Origin of the sequence: Zobellella denitrificans, from assembly GCF_002407485.1 — a bacterium.
In the GTDB taxonomy this organism is placed as follows: Bacteria; Pseudomonadota; Gammaproteobacteria; order Enterobacterales; family Aeromonadaceae; genus Oceanimonas; species Oceanimonas denitrificans.
Genome location: NZ_CP012621.1, coordinates 409,372 through 426,196, shown reverse-complemented (window position 1 = coordinate 426,196; position 16,825 = coordinate 409,372). Strand labels below are relative to the sequence as shown.

16 protein-coding genes, 1 tRNA gene and 1 pseudogene are annotated in these 16,825 nt (G+C 65.8%); 9 read left to right on the top strand and 9 right to left on the bottom strand.

Annotated elements, in window-relative coordinates; translation table 11 throughout:
- Nucleotides 1-64: 64 nt before the first annotated feature.
- From AN401_RS02020 to AN401_RS02010, 3 genes are all read right to left on the bottom strand, one after another.
- Entirely contained in the window at nt 65-1,639 is a 1,575-nt protein-coding gene (locus AN401_RS02020; RefSeq protein WP_198401789.1) for a copper resistance CopC/CopD family protein, read from the bottom strand.
- A gap of 75 nt (nt 1,640-1,714) precedes the next feature.
- A complete protein-coding gene (locus AN401_RS02015; RefSeq protein ID WP_096778402.1) occupies nt 1,715-2,236 on the bottom strand; it encodes a YcnI family copper-binding membrane protein in 522 nt (173 codons plus the stop codon).
- Between the two features lie 59 nt (nt 2,237-2,295).
- Complete coding sequence (locus AN401_RS02010) at nt 2,296-2,688, bottom strand: hypothetical protein (protein ID WP_157772125.1); 393 nt, start codon at nt 2,686-2,688, stop codon at nt 2,296-2,298.
- Between the two features lie 99 nt (nt 2,689-2,787).
- Between AN401_RS02010 and AN401_RS02005 the strand changes: the two genes are divergently transcribed.
- Complete coding sequence (locus AN401_RS02005) at nt 2,788-4,020, top strand: multifunctional CCA addition/repair protein (protein WP_094038905.1); 1,233 nt, start codon at nt 2,788-2,790, stop codon at nt 4,018-4,020.
- Here AN401_RS02005 and AN401_RS02000 read toward each other — a convergent pair.
- Nucleotides 4,011-4,814, bottom strand: a complete 804-nt coding sequence (locus AN401_RS02000) for an undecaprenyl-diphosphate phosphatase (protein WP_094038906.1) — start codon at nt 4,812-4,814, stop codon at nt 4,011-4,013. The two genes, AN401_RS02005 and AN401_RS02000, sit on opposite strands and share 10 nt — an antisense overlap.
- 65 nt (nt 4,815-4,879) lie before the next feature.
- A complete protein-coding gene (folB, locus tag AN401_RS01995; protein WP_094038907.1) occupies nt 4,880-5,248 on the bottom strand; it encodes a dihydroneopterin aldolase in 369 nt (122 codons plus the stop codon).
- Nucleotides 5,249-5,356: 108 nt separating this feature from the next.
- Here folB and plsY point away from each other — a divergent pair, with 108 nt between their 5' ends.
- Nucleotides 5,357-5,956, top strand: a complete 600-nt coding sequence (plsY, locus tag AN401_RS01990; RefSeq protein WP_094038908.1) for a glycerol-3-phosphate 1-O-acyltransferase PlsY — start codon at nt 5,357-5,359, stop codon at nt 5,954-5,956.
- 59 nt (nt 5,957-6,015) lie between these two features.
- On the opposite strand, the gene tsaD is transcribed toward plsY, so the two are convergent.
- On the bottom strand, nt 6,016-7,041 hold the full coding sequence (tsaD, locus tag AN401_RS01985; protein WP_096778400.1) for a tRNA (adenosine(37)-N6)-threonylcarbamoyltransferase complex transferase subunit TsaD: 1,026 nt from the start codon (nt 7,039-7,041) through the stop codon (nt 6,016-6,018).
- Nucleotides 7,042-7,212: 171 nt separating this feature from the next.
- On the opposite strand from tsaD, the gene rpsU reads away from it, so the two are divergent.
- From rpsU to AN401_RS01960, 5 genes and pseudogenes are all read left to right on the top strand, one after another.
- On the top strand, nt 7,213-7,428 hold the full coding sequence (rpsU, locus tag AN401_RS01980; protein WP_014293599.1) for a 30S ribosomal protein S21: 216 nt from the start codon (nt 7,213-7,215) through the stop codon (nt 7,426-7,428).
- A gap of 15 nt (nt 7,429-7,443) precedes the next feature.
- Nucleotides 7,444-7,887, top strand: coding sequence for a GatB/YqeY domain-containing protein (locus AN401_RS01975; protein WP_094038910.1), 444 nt, complete (start codon nt 7,444-7,446; stop codon nt 7,885-7,887).
- Between the two features lie 74 nt (nt 7,888-7,961).
- On the top strand, nt 7,962-9,734 hold the full coding sequence (dnaG, locus tag AN401_RS01970; RefSeq protein WP_096778399.1) for a DNA primase: 1,773 nt from the start codon (nt 7,962-7,964) through the stop codon (nt 9,732-9,734).
- A 233-nt stretch (nt 9,735-9,967) separates the two neighbouring features.
- A pseudogene (rpoD, locus tag AN401_RS01965) lies at nt 9,968-11,815 on the top strand (RNA polymerase sigma factor RpoD); the annotation flags it as partial.
- A 140-nt stretch (nt 11,816-11,955) separates the two neighbouring features.
- Nucleotides 11,956-12,032: transfer RNA gene (locus tag AN401_RS01960), tRNA-Ile, on the top strand.
- A 155-nt stretch (nt 12,033-12,187) separates the two neighbouring features.
- Here the strand turns inward: AN401_RS01960 and AN401_RS01955 are convergent.
- Both AN401_RS01955 and AN401_RS01950 read right to left on the bottom strand, forming a co-directional pair.
- Nucleotides 12,188-13,120 (bottom strand): ketopantoate reductase family protein, encoded by a 933-nt coding sequence (locus tag AN401_RS01955; protein WP_198401788.1) that lies wholly within the window; start codon nt 13,118-13,120, stop codon nt 12,188-12,190.
- A 94-nt stretch (nt 13,121-13,214) separates the two neighbouring features.
- A complete protein-coding gene (locus tag AN401_RS01950) occupies nt 13,215-14,081 on the bottom strand; it encodes a LysR family transcriptional regulator (RefSeq protein ID WP_096778398.1) in 867 nt (288 codons plus the stop codon).
- Nucleotides 14,082-14,201: 120 nt separating this feature from the next.
- On the opposite strand from AN401_RS01950, the gene AN401_RS01945 reads away from it, so the two are divergent.
- Nucleotides 14,202-15,395, top strand: a complete 1,194-nt coding sequence (locus AN401_RS01945) for an MFS transporter (RefSeq protein WP_096778397.1) — start codon at nt 14,202-14,204, stop codon at nt 15,393-15,395.
- 26 nt (nt 15,396-15,421) lie between these two features.
- On the opposite strand, the gene AN401_RS01940 is transcribed toward AN401_RS01945, so the two are convergent.
- Complete coding sequence (locus AN401_RS01940) at nt 15,422-16,240, bottom strand: DUF2797 domain-containing protein (protein WP_096778396.1); 819 nt, start codon at nt 16,238-16,240, stop codon at nt 15,422-15,424.
- A 141-nt stretch (nt 16,241-16,381) separates the two neighbouring features.
- Here AN401_RS01940 and AN401_RS01935 point away from each other — a divergent pair, with 141 nt between their 5' ends.
- Complete coding sequence (locus tag AN401_RS01935; protein ID WP_094038916.1) at nt 16,382-16,798, top strand: VOC family protein; 417 nt, start codon at nt 16,382-16,384, stop codon at nt 16,796-16,798.
- Nucleotides 16,799-16,825 lie beyond the last annotated feature (27 nt).

The following is a 16,825-nucleotide window of genomic DNA, read 5'->3' as shown; positions in this document are numbered from 1 at the left end:
TATGGTCATGACAACGGCGTTGACTCCAGGCCGAAAGGCGCCTCGGCGCCTTTGGTTTAGGGTATCAGGGCGCCAGCCGCAGGGTGCCGGTCAGTCGAATTCGGTCGAAGTCGCCGACCAGCACCTCCACCGTCACCGACCAGTCGCCGGGCACCGGCAACAGCAGTTCCTCCAACAACCAGTGCCCCGGAGCCTGTGGCAGCGCCCGACGGCGGAACGGCGCTATGCCCGCCTGGTCATGGGACAACAGCAGGCCGAGCTCCCGGGCCTCCGCCATCCGCCCCTGGTCATCCCGCAGCAGGATGTCGGCCCGCACCGGGCCGGCCCTGCCCGGGGACAGGGTCAGCACCGCCCGCAGCCCGGCGTCGGCCACGACCACCTGCACCTGCCCCGTCGGCAACAGCGCCCTGGGCGGCGGGGTAAAACGCCAGGCCGCCACCAGCCCCAGCACCACCACCAGCAGCACCAGTTCAAGCCGGATCAGCCGTCGCAGGGCCAGCCGAGCGGCAGCCTCTCCCCGCTGCACCCGGGCGGTCAGGCGCCAGCGGTTCCAGGCGGCCAGCACCAGCACCAGGGCCACCAGCGCCAGCTTCAGCAGCAGGATGCGGCTGTAGCCGGGCCAGGCCAGGGCGCGCCAGTGTCCCAGCTGTATCACCACCAGGACACCGCCGGACAACACCAACGCCGCCAGCATCCCGGGAGCCCAGCGGGAGAACAGTCCCAACACCCGCCGGGCGTCCGCGCCCGGCCTGGCCAGGGCCACCAAAAGCGGCGGCAGGGCGCCCAGCCACAGCATCGCCATCAGCACATGCAGCCCCAGCGCCGGGCGGCTCAGCCAGCGGGGCTCGGCCGAGGCGGCATGGCCGCTGACCGTAAACGCCAGCCCGAACAGGAGCACGACCGTGGCCGACAGCAGCCAGGCAATGGCTGTTGAATGACGCCGCAGCCACAGGGTGCCGCCGGCACCGGCCAGGGCCGGCAGGGCCAGTCCGACGCTGTGACCATAGCTGGTGGCCATGGCGGCCTGCCAGCCGGGCGAGGCCAGCAGGCCGCTCAGGGACAGGCCCAGGGCATCCACCCCCTGCAGGCCGAGCGACAGCGGCAAGGCCCCCGCGCCCAGCCAGAGCGCGGCAACGACCGGGCGCGATGGCCCGGTGCCGAGCCAGAGGGAGGCGCAGGCACCGCCGACACCCAGCATCATCCCCAGATAGACCGCCACCCGGGCGCTCCAGATGGCGAGATAATGGCTACCATCCGTCGTCGGCATCACCGCCGCTTCGGTTTGCACACCGACGGCAAACGCCAGCGCCCCCGCTATGGGATGGCCGTCGGCGGACACCACCCGCCAACTGAGCAGCCAATTGCCCGGGGCCAGGGTGGCCGGCAACGCGATCCGCAGTTGCTGGGCAGGCGCCACGCCCTCCAGTTGCTGCGGCTCGCCATCCGGCCCGATCAGCGTCAGCACCAGGGGGCTGACCCTTTCACTAAAGTGCAGTGCCAGCCAGGCTGGCGATTCGCCAACTACACTGCCCTCCGCCGGTATGCTGTGCAACAGCACGGCGTGGGCACGGGCGCCACCGCTGCCCAGCAGGAGCAGCAGCCCCAGCCAGGGCAGCAGGGCGCGCGATTTCATCAACATGAGCATCTCCGCCAGCGGATAACAGCGGGGGCGGCCACGCCGCCCCCGGGAGTTCAGGCCAGGAGCCCGCTCCGGTTAATGATGGTGGCCCGCTTTCAGGGTCAGGCCGGGCGCCGGCTCGTCGCTCTCCTCGCCGCCCGAGGTATCGATCCAGCGGGCCACCCCGTTGGCGCATTCCTGCACCGTGGGGAAATAGAAGCGGCTGTCGGCCGGCAGGCTGTCGGCGAAGCGCCCGCGGAACACGAACTCGTCGTAGAAGTCATCGGGCAGGTTGCCACCGGACCAGATGATTTCGGTCACCCCCCGGGTCACGACCGTGCCGTGATTGTCATAGGCCCGGGCATAGTCACCTGTGAGGGTTTCCAGCGTCCAGCCCGCCTTGGGCATGGGCTTGACGTCGTAAAACCCCTCCGGGATCCTGACCCTCAGGGTATGGGTGGCTTCCCCCTCGCAACCGTGGGGTATCCGCAGCACCGCCTTGTAGCTGGCTCCCGGCTGGGCCGTCGGCTGCTCCAGGGTCACATGGGCTGACGCGGCCGGCAGCCACAGGCAGGACAGGGCCGCCGCCAGGGCGGTGTTTCTGGTGATAATGGTCATGCGCTTTCCTCGATATCAATATGAATGGTAGACAGGCACGCGCGGTGAGCGCGCTCACATCAGACGGAGGCGAGGAAAGCGGGAGGGGCGCGGGCAGCGAGACCGGGCCAGCGCGGCGGCGCCCGGGCAGGAGGAGTGTAGCCGCCGGGCAGCCCGCCAAAGAAGGCCTGCCTGGCGGGCAAGAGCAGGCCAGGTTCGGGATCGCCCGCATCGAGGATCTGGGTCCAGCAGGGGCACTGATCGCAGTGCTCCGCCATGGGGCGCGGTGGGTCTTCGTCCGTGGCCGGCTCGCCCTGCCACTCGGCCAGGGACACCCACTTCAGGGTGCCGCCGCTGCAGATGGGCACCCGGTCGTCGGCGCCCGCCCCGCGCCAGGCGGTGCCGCCGAAGGCCGGCAGCAAGGCGCCTGCCAGCAGGCTCAGCAGCAACAGCGGCAAGATAGGAAGTGACATCCTTTTCAGCACTGGGGACAATAGCCTCGAATATCCTGGAAAAGTTCTTTTGAATCCCTTTGGGGACGGGCTGACTCATATTAAGGCGAGGGGGGAAAAGTGCAAACATATCTGGTGGGGGGCGCGGTCAGGGACGCCTTGCTGGGCCTGGAGGTCGGCGAGCGGGACTATATGGTGGTGGGGGCCACCCCGGAGCAGTTGCTCGCGCTCGGCTATACCCAGGTAGGCAAGGACTTTCCGGTGTTCCTCCACCCCGACACCAGGGAGGAATATGCCCTGGCCCGCACCGAGCGCAAATCCGGCCGTGGCTACACCGGCTTTATCTGTGACTTCGGCCCCGAGGTGACCCTGGAGGAGGATCTGCGCCGCCGGGATCTGACCATCAACGCCATCGCCCAGGACCAGGAGGGCCGCCTGCATGACCCCTACGGCGGTCGGGCGGATCTCGACAACCGGGTGCTGCGCCATGTATCCGACGCTTTCGCCGAAGACCCGCTGCGGGTGCTGCGGGTGGCCCGCTTCGCCGCCCGCTTCCACCACCTGGGCTTTGCCCTGGCCGACGAGACGCTGGCCCTGATGCGGCGGATGGCCGCCGGCGGCGAGCTCAAGGCCCTGACCCCGGAACGGGTCTGGAAGGAAACGGAGAAGGCCCTGGCCACCGTCAATCCCCAGGTCTATTTCACGGTGCTGCGCCAGGCCGGCGCCCTGGCCGTGCTCTTCCCCGAACTGGACGCCCTGTTCGGGATACCGGGCCCGGAGCAATGGCATCCGGAGATCGATACCGGCGTGCACACCCTGATGGTGCTCAAACGGGCGGCGGAGCTGGGCGGCGACCTGCCCTGCCGATTCGCCGCCCTCTGCCACGACTTCGGCAAGGCGCTGACGCCCCAGGAGAAATGGCCCAGCCACCACCATCATGGTGAGCTGGGTGTGGCGCCGATAGAAGCCCTGTGCGCCCGCTTCAGGGTGCCGACCGAGCACCGGGAGCTGGCCATACTGATGAGCCGCTGGCACATCCTGTTCCATCGGCTGGCGGAGCCGTCCCCGGAGCAGGCCGGGCGTATCCTCGAGCTGTACCAGCATACCGACGCCTGGCGCAAGCCGGAGCGTTTCGCCCAGCTACTGATCTGCGCCCAGGCGGATCTGCAGGGCCGCGAGGGGTTCGAGCACCGGCCCTACCCCCAGCGGGAACGGCTGTGGCAATGGCTGGATGAGCTCCGGCAGATCACCGCCGGGCCCTTCGTCGCCCAGGGGTTGAAGGGGCCGGCCATCGGCGAGGCCATCGCCGCCGCCCGCCGACAAAAGCTGGAAGCCCTGCTGGCTCAGGCCTGAGCCGTCATCAGCCACAGCAGCACGGCGCCCAGCCCCAGCCGGTAGAGCACGAAGGGCAGCACGCCGATGCGGTTGAGCAGGGTCAGAAACAGGTGGATGCAGGCCAGGGCGCTGGCGAAGGACACCAGCACGCCCACGCCCACCGCCGGCCAGGACATCACCGCCTGGCTGCCGATCAGATCGGTGGCCTGGTGGCTGCCGGCCAGGAAGATGATGGGGATGGACATCAGGAAGGAAAAGCGGGCCGCCGCCTCCCGGGTGAGGCCCAGCATCAGGCCGGCGGTGAGGGTGATGCCGCTGCGGGAGGTCCCCGGGATCAACGCCAGGGCCTGGGCACAGCCCAGCCAGAGGGCACCGCGCCAGCCCGCCTGGTATTCGGTTTTCTGCAGCCGGGCCATGCGATCGGCCCACCACAGCAGCAGCCCGAAGACGATGGTGGCCACCGCTATCACCCAGCCGGAGCGCAGGTGATCCCCGATCCAGTCGCCGAACAGCAGGCCCACCACGCAGGCGGGGACGGTGGCCAGTATGATGCCCCAGGCCAGGCACGACTCGGCGCTGTGGCCGCCGCCACGGAGGGAGTGCCACCAGGCCGCGGCCATGGTGCCGACCTCGCGCCGGAAATACCAGAGCACCGCCAGCAGGCTGCCCAGGTGCACGGCCACGTCGAAGGCCATGCCCTGATCCCGCCAGCCCAGCAGCACGGACGGCAGGATCAGATGGGCGGAGCTGGAAATGGGAAGAAACTCGGTGAACCCCTGGATCAGGGCGAGCAGTACGGCCTGCACTTCCATGATGCACTTCCTGTTGGTGGATGGGTAGGCAGGCTATCAGGCGTCGATGACGCTTTGATGACGGCTCAGCTTACCGCCTGGTCCCTGGCAAAACGCTCGATTTCCACGCCCACGCCGGCGGCGTTGGGCACGGCGCCCGGCTTGGTCAGCCGCACCCGCACCGACTGGACCGGGAACTCGGCCAGGATCAGTTGGGCGATACGCTCGGCCATGGTTTCGACCAGCTCCACATGGTTTTGTTCGGCATAGGCGCTGACTTTTTTCGACAGGCTGGCATAGTCCATCGCCTTGGAGATGTCGTCGCCCAGCGCCGCGGCCCTGGTATCGCAGCCCATTTCCAGATCGAAGCGGATCTTCTGCCGAATGCCCTTTTCCCACTCATAAACACCTATGGTGGTCAGCACTTCGAGGCCCTGTACAAACACTTTATCCATCGTCTCTGTCTTCTGTTAAGCTGTGGCTATCTTCGGCGACCGGGCCGCGTTGGTCCGGTTTCAGGCGCGCAATGATAACGGATTGAACCCGGGGTATAAACCGCGATTATGACGGCGCTCACCTTATTCATGATCATCCTGGCCTATCTGGGCGGTTCGGTGTCCAGCGCCGTGCTAATCTCCCGGCTCTACCGGTTGCCGGATCCCCGCGCCCACGGCTCGGGCAACCCCGGCGCCACCAATGTGCTGCGCACCGGCCACCGCAGCGCGGCGGTGTGGGTGCTGCTGATCGATATCCTCAAGGGCACCCTGCCCGTCTACCTGGGCTGGTTCCTCGGCATCACTCCGCTGTACCTGGCGCTGATCGGCATGGCCGCCTGCCTGGGGCACATGTTCCCCCTGTTCTTCCACTTTCGCGGCGGCAAGGGCGTGGCCACCGCCCTGGGTACCCTGCTGCCGCTAGGCATGGACATGGCCGGGCTGCTGCTGCTGACCTGGCTGGTGAGCCTGGGGCTGTTCGGCTATTCCTCGCTGGCCTCCCTTATCACCGCCCTGGCGGCCCCGCTCTACGTGTATTTCATCAAGCCGGAATACACCCTGGCGGTGGCCCTGTTGTCCTGCCTCATCATACTGCGCCACCACCGCAATATCAGCCGGCTCTACCACCATGAGGAAACGCCCATCCTCAACCGCTTCAAGCGCAGGTGAAGTTCGAGAGGGGTGAGGGGAGAGGGGTAAACCCCGGCATTATCCTCACTCCAGTCTCCTCACCCCTCACCGTCGACCGGTGCCAGCTCATCCAGCGGCCAGCGCGGCCGGGCCCGGACCGACAGCGGCTCGAATTCCCCCGCCTTCAGCCGCTGCAGCCCGGCGAAGGCGATCATGGCGCCGTTGTCGGTGCAGTATTCGTTGCGAGGGTAGAACACCTCCCCCCCGAGATCCGCCATCAATTCCGCCAGCTGGCTGCGCAGCGACAGGTTGGCGCTGACCCCGCCGGCCACCACCAGGCGGTTGAGCCCGGTCTGCTGCAGCGCCCGCTTGCATTTGATGGCCAGGGTATCCACCACCGCCTGCTGGAAGGCGTGGGCGATGTCGGCCCGGGTCTGCTCGTCGTTGCCCTCGGCGGCGATGGTGTTGGCGGCAAAGGTCTTGAGCCCGGAAAAGCTGAAGTCCAGGCCGGGCCTGTCGGTCATCGGCCGGGGAAAATGAAAGCGGCCGGCCACCCCCTGCCCGGCCAGCCGGGCCAGGCGCGGGCCGCCGGGATACTCCAGCCCCATCAGCTTGGCGGTCTTGTCGAAGGCCTCGCCGGCGGCGTCGTCGATGGACTCGCCGAGGATCTCATAGCGGCCGATGCCGTCCACCCGCACCAGCAGGGTGTGGCCGCCGGACACCAGCAGCGCCACGAAGGGAAAGGCCGGTATCCGTTCCTCCAGCATGGGGGCCAGCAGGTGGCCTTCCATATGGTGCACCGCCACCGCCGGCTTGCCCCAGGCGAAGGCCAGGCTGCGGCCGATGGTGGCGCCCACCAGCAGGGCGCCCATCAGGCCCGGGCCGGCGGTGTAGGCCACGCCGTCGATCTCGTCCTTGCCGCAGCCGGCCTCGCGCAGCGCCGCCTCGATCAACGGGATGGTCTTGCGGATATGATCCCGGCTGGCCAGCTCCGGCACCACGCCGCCGTAATCGGCGTGCAGCTTGACCTGACTGTAGAGCTGATGGGCCAGGATGCCGAGTTGGTCGTCATAGATGGCGATGCCGGTTTCATCGCAGGAAGTCTCGATACCTAGTACGCGCATGGAATGAATAACACTGTCGAAAAGATGGCGGCTATGTTACCCTGCCCGCGATTTTTTAACCAGTGAAGGGCCACCGGACTTTACAGCCGTGGGCGCTTCAGAGTAGAATTTCGCACCATTTTTATAGTCATGCTGGTCGGTGACAGGCCAGTTAACCGAGGTGAGAGGCACATGCCAGTAATTAAAGTACGTGAAAACGAGCCCTTCGACGTAGCCCTGCGTCGCTTCAAGCGTTCCTGCGAAAAGGCCGGTATCCTGTCCGAAGTGCGTCGCCGCGAGCACTACGAGAAGCCGACTACCGAGCGCAAGCGCGCCAAGGCTGCCGCTGTCAAGCGTCACGCCAAGAAGCTGGCTCGCGAAAACGCACGTCGCACTCGTCTGTACTAAGTCGTTATTGATCTCATGTCTTTGAAAGACCAGCTGTCGGAACAGCAGAAGAATGCCATGCGCGCCAAAGACAAGGCTCGCCTGGGTACCCTGCGCATGCTGATGGCCGAGATCAAGCAAAAAGAGATAGACAGCCGCGAAACCCTGGACGACGACGGCATCATAGCGGTGATCACCAAGATGGTGAAACAGCGCAAAGACGCCGCCGGCCAGTTCGAGCAGGCTGGTCGCCAGGATCTGGCCGACAACGAGCGCCAGGAAATAGTGGTGCTGCAGGAGTTCCTGCCGCAACCCCTGACCGAAGCCGAACTGGACGCCTTGCTGACGCAAGCCATCGCCGATACCGGCGCTGCCGGCATGCAGGACATGGGCAAGGTGATGGCGGTGCTCAAGCCGCAGATCCAGGGGCGTGCAGATATGGGCAAGGTCAGCGCCATCATCAAAGCCAGACTGGCTTAATCCGGTTGCTTACCTGCCAACGGGCCGTGCCTCATCCGATGCACGGCTTTGTTTTTTCCCATACCCGGTGAACCATGGCAGGCAGAATTCCCCAATCCTTCATCGACGACCTGTTGGCCCGCACCGACATTGTCGACCTGATCGATCAGCGGGTAAAACTCAAGAAAGCCGGCAAGAACTACCAGGCCTGCTGCCCCTTTCACAACGAAAAAAGCCCCTCCTTCACCGTCAGCCCCGACAAACAGTTCTACCACTGCTTCGGCTGCGGCGCCCACGGCACCGCGCTGGGCTTTTTGATGGAGTACGACGGCCTCGAGTTTCTCGACGCCATCGACGAACTGGCGTCCATGCACGGGGTGACGGTACCCCGGGAGCAGAGCGGCTCCCCCGAACGGCAGGCGGCCGCCAAGGCGGTGCGCCAGGATCTCTACGGCCAGCTGAACGAGATCAGCCGTTTCTACCAGGCCCAGCTCAAGCAATCCCAGGCCGCCATCGCCTACCTGAAAGGGCGCGGCCTGAGCGGCGAGGTGGTCAAGCAGTTCGCCATCGGCTATGTGCCGGATCAGTGGGACAGCGTCAAACGCCAGTTCGCCCGCGGCCGGGAGGCGGAGCAGCAGCTGATTGAAGGCGGCATGCTGCTGCAGAACGACAAGGGCCGGGTCTACGACCGCTTTCGCGATCGCATCATGTTCCCGATCCGCGATCGCCGGGGCCGCACCATCGGCTTCGGCGGTCGGGTGCTGGGTGAAGGCACCCCCAAGTACCTGAACTCGCCGGAAACCCCGGTGTTCCACAAGGGACGGGAGCTGTACGGCCTGTTCGAGGTCCGCCAGGCCCATCGCAACCCGGATCGCATCCTGGTGGTGGAAGGCTACATGGACGTGGTGGCCCTGGCCCAGTTCGGCATCGACTACGCGGTGGCGAGCCTGGGCACCTCCACCACCACCGATCAGTTGCAACTGCTGTTTCGCACCACCCGCGAGGTGATCTGCTGCTACGACGGGGACAGGGCCGGGCGCGAGGCTGCCTGGCGGGCGCTGGAAAACGCCCTGCCGCTGATGCAGGACGGCCGCAGCCTGAAGTTCGTGTTCCTGCCCGATGGCGAAGACCCGGACACCCTGGTGCGGCAGCTTGGTGCCGCCACCTTCGAACGGATGCTGGACCAGGCCCAGGACTTCGGCGACTTCCTGTTCGAGCGCCTGGGCCAGGACACCATGGCCGGGGATGCCGGCCAGCACGAACTGGCCCACAAGGCCGCCGAGGCCATCATGCGGGTGCCGGAAGGCTTTACCCGCGAGGGCCTGATCACCCGCCTCTCCCGCCAGCTCAACTGGGGCGAGAACGAACGGCGGGTGCGCGAGCTGTTCACCCGGCTGAACCGGACCGACGCCCCGCCCGAGCCGGCGCCGAAACGGGAGTCGAAAAAGATAAAGCTGACCCCCCTTCGCCGGGCCATCGCCCTTGTGCTACAATATCCGGCTGCCGCGGCCAGGCTGCCGGCCATGCCCGAACTGCGGGAACTGCCGCTGCCGGGCATGGAACTGTTGCTGGCGCTGCTGGCTCAGGTGCAACACCATCCCGACATGACCACGGCCCAACTGCTGGAACACTGGCGCGGACATTCCTCCGAGCCCGCCCTGGCGCGGCTGGCCATGGCGGAAGAGCTGTTCGCCGGCGAGCATATCGAGCAGGAGCTGCAGGACATCTTCGTGGTGCTGATCAACGAGTTTCTGGCCGGGCGTATCGAAACCCTGCAGCGCAAGAGTCGCAGCCCCCAAGGGCTGACCCCGGCGGAAAAGCAGGAACTGCTGCTGCTGCTGACCGAAAGCAAGGGCAACCACGGCTGAGGCCGGCATTGAAAAACGGGCGCACCGCCCCAAGATCGACAGACAGACCCGGAACACGGGCAAAGATGATGAAACCATTGCGCGTTGCAGCACTCTCACCGTTAAGAAGGCGAGGCGTGTTGGCAAGCACAGACCAGCATAGCGACCCTGGTCAAATTTTGTTATAATCGGCTACTTGCGCGTCGTAAAAGAGTGCCTGATGCCTACACCCTCTTGCAACATCTAACCGGACGAGTTCTATGGAGCAAACCCCGCAGTCACAGCTTAAGCTTCTCGTTGCCAAAGGTAAAGAACAGGGTTACCTGACTTACGCCGAGGTGAACGATCATCTACCCCAGGATATTGTCGACTCCGATCAGATCGAAGACATCATCCAGATGATCAACGACATGGGCATCCAGGTGGTGGAAAGCGCCCCCGATGCCGATGATCTCATGATGTCGGAAACCACCGCCGACGAGGATGCCGCCGAGGCCGCCGCCCAGGCGCTGGCTTCCGTCGAATCGGAAATCGGCCGCACCACGGATCCGGTGCGCATGTACATGCGTGAAATGGGCACGGTAGAGCTGCTGACCCGCGAAGGCGAGATCGACATCGCCAAACGTATCGAAGACGGCATCAACCAGGTACAGAGCTCGGTGGCCGAATACCCCGAGGCCATCACCTCCCTGCTCGACCAGTTCGACCGCTTCGAGGCGGGCGACATCAAGCTGAGCGACATCATCTCCGGCTTTGTCGATCTGGACGAGGCCGACGAACTCGCCCCCACCGCCACCCACATCGGCTCCGAGCTGAGCGAAGAAGAGCTGGATGACGAGGACGACGATGAGGACGAGGATGAAGACGAGGACGACTCCGACGGCGATACCGGCCCCGATCCGGAAGTAGCCCGCGAGAAGTTCGGCGAGCTGCGTACCCAGTACGAAAAGACCCGGACCACCATCCAGGCCCATGGCCGCACCTCCGACGCCGCCGCCGAACAGATTACCATCCTGGCCGACGTGTTCCGTCAGTTCCGCCTGGTGCCCAAGCAGTTCGACCGCCTGGTCAACAGCATGCGCGACATGATGGAGCGGGTGCGGGTGCAGGAGCGCATCATCATGAAGCTGTGCGTGGAACAGAGCAAGATGCCGAAGAAGACCTTCGTGCAGGCCTTTGCCCACCACGAAAGCGAACAGGCCTGGTTCAACCAGCAAGTGGCCGCCGGCAAGGCCTGGTCGCCCAAGCTGGAAGACGTGGCGGAAGACGTGCTGCGCGCCATCGGCAAGCTCAAGCAGGTGGAAGAAGAAACCGGCCTGACCATCTCCCAGATCAAGGACATCAACCGCCGCATGAGCATCGGTGAGGCCAAGGCCCGCCGTGCCAAGAAAGAGATGGTGGAAGCCAACCTGCGTCTGGTGATCTCCATCGCCAAGAAGTACACCAACCGCGGCCTGCAGTTCCTGGACCTGATCCAGGAGGGCAACATCGGCCTGATGAAGGCGGTGGACAAGTTCGAATACCGTCGCGGCTACAAGTTCTCGACCTACGCCACCTGGTGGATCCGCCAGGCCATCACCCGCTCCATCGCGGATCAGGCCAGGACCATCCGCATCCCGGTGCACATGATCGAGACCATCAACAAGCTCAACCGGATTTCCCGCCAGATGCTGCAGGAAATGGGCCGCGAGCCCACCCCGGAAGAGCTGGCCCACCGCATGGCCATGCCGGAAGACAAAATTCGCAAGGTGCTGAAGATCGCCAAGGAGCCCATCTCGATGGAAACCCCCATCGGCGATGACGAAGATTCGCATCTGGGCGACTTTATCGAGGACACCACCCTGTCCCTGCCGGCCGACTCCGCCACCAGCGAAAGCCTGCGCGCCGCCACCCGCGACGTGCTGGCCGGTCTGACCGCACGGGAGGCCAAGGTGCTGCGCATGCGCTTCGGTATCGACATGAACACCGACCACACCCTGGAAGAGGTGGGCAAGCAGTTCGACGTGACCCGCGAGCGTATCCGCCAGATCGAAGCCAAGGCCTTGCGCAAACTGCGCCATCCCAGCCGCTCCGAGGTGCTGCGCAGCTTCCTCGACGAGTAAGCCGCAGCCACGAAAAGGGCGCTTCGGCGCCCTTTTCCATGGCCGCCGACCGGCACGCCAACCGCTTAAAAATCAAGCTGATATAAACCCGCCGCGACTGGACAGCCTAAGCCGCTTTCCCTATAATCAGCACCACTTTTGGCCCCTTAGCTCAGTTGGTTAGAGCGCTCGACTCATAATCGATCGGTCGCTGGTTCAAGTCCAGCAGGGGCCACCAAACACCAAGGGTTAGCAGCTTGACGGCCGCTAACCCTTTTTCTTTGGATACCTCGGGGAGATGTCCGGCCGGGAAGCCCGGGGGAATATTCCCCGGGCATCAACCCGGACAGTTCCACCGGTTCTGCTTGCCGGCCATGCCGCCGCCCTGCCTGTTCAGTCCCGCAGTTGCAGCAAGCCGTAGGCCAGGCGGGTGGCCGGCACCTCCAGCCCCAGTTGTTCCGCCCGGCGCAGCACGGCGCCGCTGATGGCGTCCAGCTCCAGCTCCCGCCCCTTCTCCTTGTCCACCAGCATGGAGGTCTTGATGGCGTCGAAGTTGCGGATCAGGGCATACATCTCGTCCACGTCGGTCTTGCCCAGGCTGACGCCGTCGGCCTCGGCCACGGCGGCGGTTTCCGCCATCATCTGGTAGACGCTGCGGCCCAGTTGCGGATGGTGGCTGAGGCGGCGGGTGTCCAGCCCGGAGAGGGCCGAGAGCGGGTTGACGCCGTTGTTGATAATCAGCTTGCGCCACAGCTCACGGCGGATATCCACCGCCACCTGGGTCGGAATGCCGGCCAGCTCGAAACACTGCCTCAATTGCTCCAGCCAGCCGGCCTGGGCCGGCCGTTGCCGGGGCCAGGCACCCATGATCACCTGGGCCGGGCCGTCCGCCTGCACCAGGCCCGGTGCCACTATATGGCCGCCGATGCGCACCGCCAGTCCGCCCAGGGTCCGCGCCTCCCCCACCACCTCGCTGATAAGGGGTTCGTTGTCCACCCCGTTCTGCAGCGACAGCACCGGCACCGCGCTTGCGGCCAGCCAGTCCGCCAGCTCCGCCATCAGGGGGCCGGTGGCCTGGGACTTCATCGCCAGCACGACCAGGTCGAAGTCGCCGCTGGCGCAGGTCTCGCGCAGGGTGGTCAGATCCAGCGCCCGCACCGGCTGCGCGAAACGGAATTCCTGGTGCTCCACCCTAAGCCCCTGCCGTTGCATGGCGGCCAGGTGTTCCCCCCGGGCCACCAGTACCACCTTATGCCCCGCCTGCTGCAGCCGGGCGCCGTAATAGCCGCCGATACCGCCGGCACCGATAATCAGAAACCGCTTCACTCCCTTTCTCCTTGCTCCAGGTTCACTTTATGGCCGGTGAACAGATTTCTCGCCTCGCCCTGTTTCACCTTATTTTCTTATCCATTACAGCCAGTTATGGCTCGCCCCGATATCGCTGGAACTGCGGGCTCTCCTCGATGGTCTTGGCCAGGCGGGCCGTGGCCTCGTTTGCCCGTTCGGCCACGAACAGGGTGGTGTCCGCCCTGGGCAGCGGAGGCAGCCCTTCTTCCACCACCATCAGGCCCGGCTCCAGGGTCTGGCGCGGGATCACCCCGACGCCGATCCCGGCCCGCACCGCCGCCAATACGCCCGCCCGGCTCTGGCTGGTAAAGGCGATACGGTAGGCGGTGTCGGTGTGCTCCAGCGCCTGGCAGGCCGACTCCCGGTGATAGCAGCCTTCGACGAACACCGCCAGCGGCAAGGGTTCCCGCCGGTGGGTCGCATGGGCCTCAGAGCATACCCAGACCAGTTCGTCCCGGCATAGCCGCAGGCCCCCGTCGGACAGGGCCGGCATCTCCACCAGGGCGATGTCCAGCTTGCCCTCCTGGACCAGGGCCGCCAGGTAATGGGGCCGGTGATCGCAGAGCACTTCCAGCCGGGCCTCCGGATAATTGAGCACAAAGGCTTCCAGCAGGGGAGTCAGGCTGCGGGTGGCGTATTGATCATGGGTACCGAAGCGGACCTTGCCCACCACCTCCGCATTCTGGAAAGACCCCAGGATCCGGTCGTGCAGGTTCAGCAGCTGATGGGCGTGCGTCCTGAGCTGCTCCCCCGCCGGGGTCAGCCTGACCCCATACTGCCCCCGCTCCAGCAACTCGGCCGCCACCAGTCCCTCCAGCCGGCTCAACTGCATGCTGATGGTGGACGGCGCCCGGTGCAGCCGCCCTGCCGCCGCGGTCAGGTTGAGGGTTTCCGCCACCACCGCAAAGGTGCGCAGCAGGGTAATGGGTAAATCGCGCATCGGCAGACTTCATCCTTATTGAAGACAGACCTCAATATTTATCGATTTACCGAATACTGGCAAGAAGAGAAGATGGCTCGCGGCCAATGAGCGCCGTTACCGGATCAGGGAGATCACCCCATGCGCATGGCCGCTATTTTCGGAATGAACCAGGTTGTCAGCCACGGTTTCGGCATGTTTCTGTTTGCCGCCCTCGTGCCCATGATGCGGGACAGCATTGCGCTGAGCCACTGGCATCTCGCCACCATCGGGGCCTTGACCCAGCTGGCCTACCTCGGGGGCGCCCTGTTGCTGGGCCTGGCTGGCCACCGCCTGGGCACCGCCCGTCTAACGCTGGCCACCGGCGGCATCACCAGCCTGTTGCTGTTTACCCTGTCGCAGTTGCAGGAGCCGCTGCTGATCATCCTGGCCCTCACCTGCCTGGCGGCCAGTGCCGCCATCAGCTGGGGCAGCATAGTGGAGATCGTCAGCCGCCATGCCGGGGCCGAACAGCGCTCGGGCTGCCTGTCGACCATCTCCAGCGGCACCGCCTGGGGATACGGCCTCAACGGCCTGCTGATCCTGCTGGTGGTCCCGGCCTTGGGCTGGCAACGGGGCTGGCAGCTGGCCGGATTGATGGGCCTGCTGGTCATGGGGCTCACCTGGCATATGCTGCGGACCTTAAAGCGCCAGCCGGCGACGCCAGGCGGGGGGCCGGTTGCCGCCATACCGGTGACCCGGCTGCTGGCGACCATCTGTGGTGAACGCACCGCCCTGTGCGCCTGCCTGATCTGCTTTCTGGTCGGCTTTACCACCATGCCGTTTTCCAACTGGCTCAATACCTACCTGGATCAGCTGGGCCTGCCCGCCACCCTCGGTGGCTATACCTGGACCACGGTCGGGCTGACCGGCATGGTCGCCGGCCTGCTCACCGGCAAGCTGGCCGACCGCAAGGGGCCGGAGCTGGCACTGCTGGTGATCTTCGGCGGCTTTGCCCTGGGCTTGCTGGCCTTCGTCCAGGATCCCGCGCGCTTCGCGCTGGTGGCCGGCTTCGGCTACGGCCTGATGTATTTTCCCATGTGGGGAATACTGGCCGGCTGGGTCGGCCAGCGCTATTCGTCGACCGCCACCATGCAGATCAGCGGCATCTGCATGGTCACCTTCGGCCTGGGCGGCACCCTGGGCAACCTGCTGGCCGGCTATCTGCGCGAGGCCACCGGCACGCTGGACAGCGTCTACCTGGTGCTCGCCTCGGCTTCGGTGGTACTGGCCTTGCTGGGACTCTGGCTATACCGGGCCGGCCCCCGTCCCGACCCGGCCTGCCCAACCGCCTGACCGCTCCGCCGGCCGCGGCCGGCGTCTCAGCCCAGGCTCACTTCATAGCCGGTGAACTTGCGCAGGTTGATCACCCCGCTGTCGAAGATCAGGTACTGGCCCTTGATGCCGAGCAGGGTGCCGGACACCACCGGGTTCTTGTCGAAGTTGTGGCTGGCTATCTTCTTCGGGTACTCCAGCACCGGGTAGCTGAGCCCGACCACCGGCTCGTCGAGCGGGGTGATGGCCTCTTCGCCATAGCGCAGCACCAGTTCGGCCAGTTTTTCCTGAATTTCCGGCAGCAGACGGGCGGCCTCGGCCTTGAGGTCGAGCGGGGTTTCGTCACCCTTGAGCATGGCCCGCCAGTTGGTCTTGTCGGCCACCAGCTCGGCCAGGGCCACTTCCACCAGGCCGGAGATTTGGCGGGTGGCCACCCGCAGGATGGGCAGCGCCTGGGTGGCGCCCTGATCGATCCAGCGGGTGGGCACCTGGCTGGCCCGGGTGATGCCCACCTTGAGGCCGGAGGTATTCGCCAGGTAGACGATATGGGGCACCATGCAGTGGCGCTCGCCCCACTCGGGCTCGCGGCAGGTGCCTTCGAAATAGTGGCAGGTCTCCGGCTTCATCACGCACATGTCGCAGCGGGCCAGCTTCTTCATGCAGGGAAAGCAGTGCCCCTGGGCAAAGCTCTTGCTGGTCTTGCGGCCGCAGGCGTCGCAGTAGATGTTGCCGGTGTAGCCGAGGGTGAGCGGCTGGCCGAGCAGGGCGTTCAGTTCCACCCTGTGCTCGCCCAGGGCCAGCTGGTAGGCCACGGGCTCGGCCAGGCTGGCCGGCATCTTGACCAGGGTTCCGGTGATCTTGCTCATGCTTCTTTCGTTATCGGTTGTGGGTTACCCGGCTACTTTAACAGCCGCCGCCGGCGAGCGCACCCGCCCCCGGCCCTTTGGCGGGAGCGCGAACCGGCGGCCATACTCAGCAGGGTAGGCACCCGGCAGGAGGAACCCGAGATGAACGTCGCCCCCCATTACCCCCGTCTGACCCATATCGCCCTGCATGTGCGGGATATCGAGGCCTGCATCCGCTTTTATTGCGGCTTCTGCGGCATGGTGGAAACCCACAGGCGCGAGAGCGGCCACCAGACCATCGTCTGGCTGGCCGAGCCGGAGCGGGAGCAGGACTTCATCTTCGTGCTGATGAACGGCGGCGAAGATCTGCAGCTGTCGCCCCACGACTATCGCCACTTCGGCTTCGCCCTGCCCAGCCGCGAGGCGGTGGACGCCCTCGCCGCCCGAGCCAGGGCCGCGGGCTGCCTGGTCTGGCCGCCCCGGGACGAGCCCTATCCGGTGGGCTACTACTGCGGCGTCAGGGATCCCAACGGCAACTATGTGGAGTTCAGCCACGGCCAGCCCCTGGGGCCGGGCTGACCATCCCCTACGCCGGGCAGGCTTACT

Excerpts from the sequence above, each read along its gene's own strand:
- AN401_RS01935 (WP_094038916.1), top strand. The coding sequence starts at position 16,382 with ATGAACGTCGCCCCCCATTACCCCCGTCTGACCCATATCGCCCTGCAT.
- AN401_RS02020 (WP_198401789.1), bottom strand. The coding sequence starts at position 1,639 with ATGTTGATGAAATCGCGCGCCCTGCTGCCCTGGCTGGGGCTGCTGCTC.
- plsY (WP_094038908.1), top strand. The coding sequence starts at position 5,357 with ATGACGGCGCTCACCTTATTCATGATCATCCTGGCCTATCTGGGCGGT.
- tsaD (WP_096778400.1), bottom strand. The coding sequence starts at position 7,041 with ATGCGCGTACTAGGTATCGAGACTTCCTGCGATGAAACCGGCATCGCC.
- folB (WP_094038907.1), bottom strand. The coding sequence starts at position 5,248 with ATGGATAAAGTGTTTGTACAGGGCCTCGAAGTGCTGACCACCATAGGT.
- AN401_RS01940 (WP_096778396.1), bottom strand. The coding sequence starts at position 16,240 with ATGAGCAAGATCACCGGAACCCTGGTCAAGATGCCGGCCAGCCTGGCC.
- AN401_RS02015 (WP_096778402.1), bottom strand. The coding sequence starts at position 2,236 with ATGACCATTATCACCAGAAACACCGCCCTGGCGGCGGCCCTGTCCTGC.
- AN401_RS02010 (WP_157772125.1), bottom strand. The coding sequence starts at position 2,688 with ATGTCACTTCCTATCTTGCCGCTGTTGCTGCTGAGCCTGCTGGCAGGC.
- rpsU (WP_014293599.1), top strand. The coding sequence starts at position 7,213 with ATGCCAGTAATTAAAGTACGTGAAAACGAGCCCTTCGACGTAGCCCTG.
- dnaG (WP_096778399.1), top strand. The coding sequence starts at position 7,962 with ATGGCAGGCAGAATTCCCCAATCCTTCATCGACGACCTGTTGGCCCGC.
- AN401_RS01975 (WP_094038910.1), top strand. The coding sequence starts at position 7,444 with ATGTCTTTGAAAGACCAGCTGTCGGAACAGCAGAAGAATGCCATGCGC.
- AN401_RS01950 (WP_096778398.1), bottom strand. The coding sequence starts at position 14,081 with ATGCGCGATTTACCCATTACCCTGCTGCGCACCTTTGCGGTGGTGGCG.
- AN401_RS02000 (WP_094038906.1), bottom strand. The coding sequence starts at position 4,814 with ATGGAAGTGCAGGCCGTACTGCTCGCCCTGATCCAGGGGTTCACCGAG.
- AN401_RS01945 (WP_096778397.1), top strand. The coding sequence starts at position 14,202 with ATGCGCATGGCCGCTATTTTCGGAATGAACCAGGTTGTCAGCCACGGT.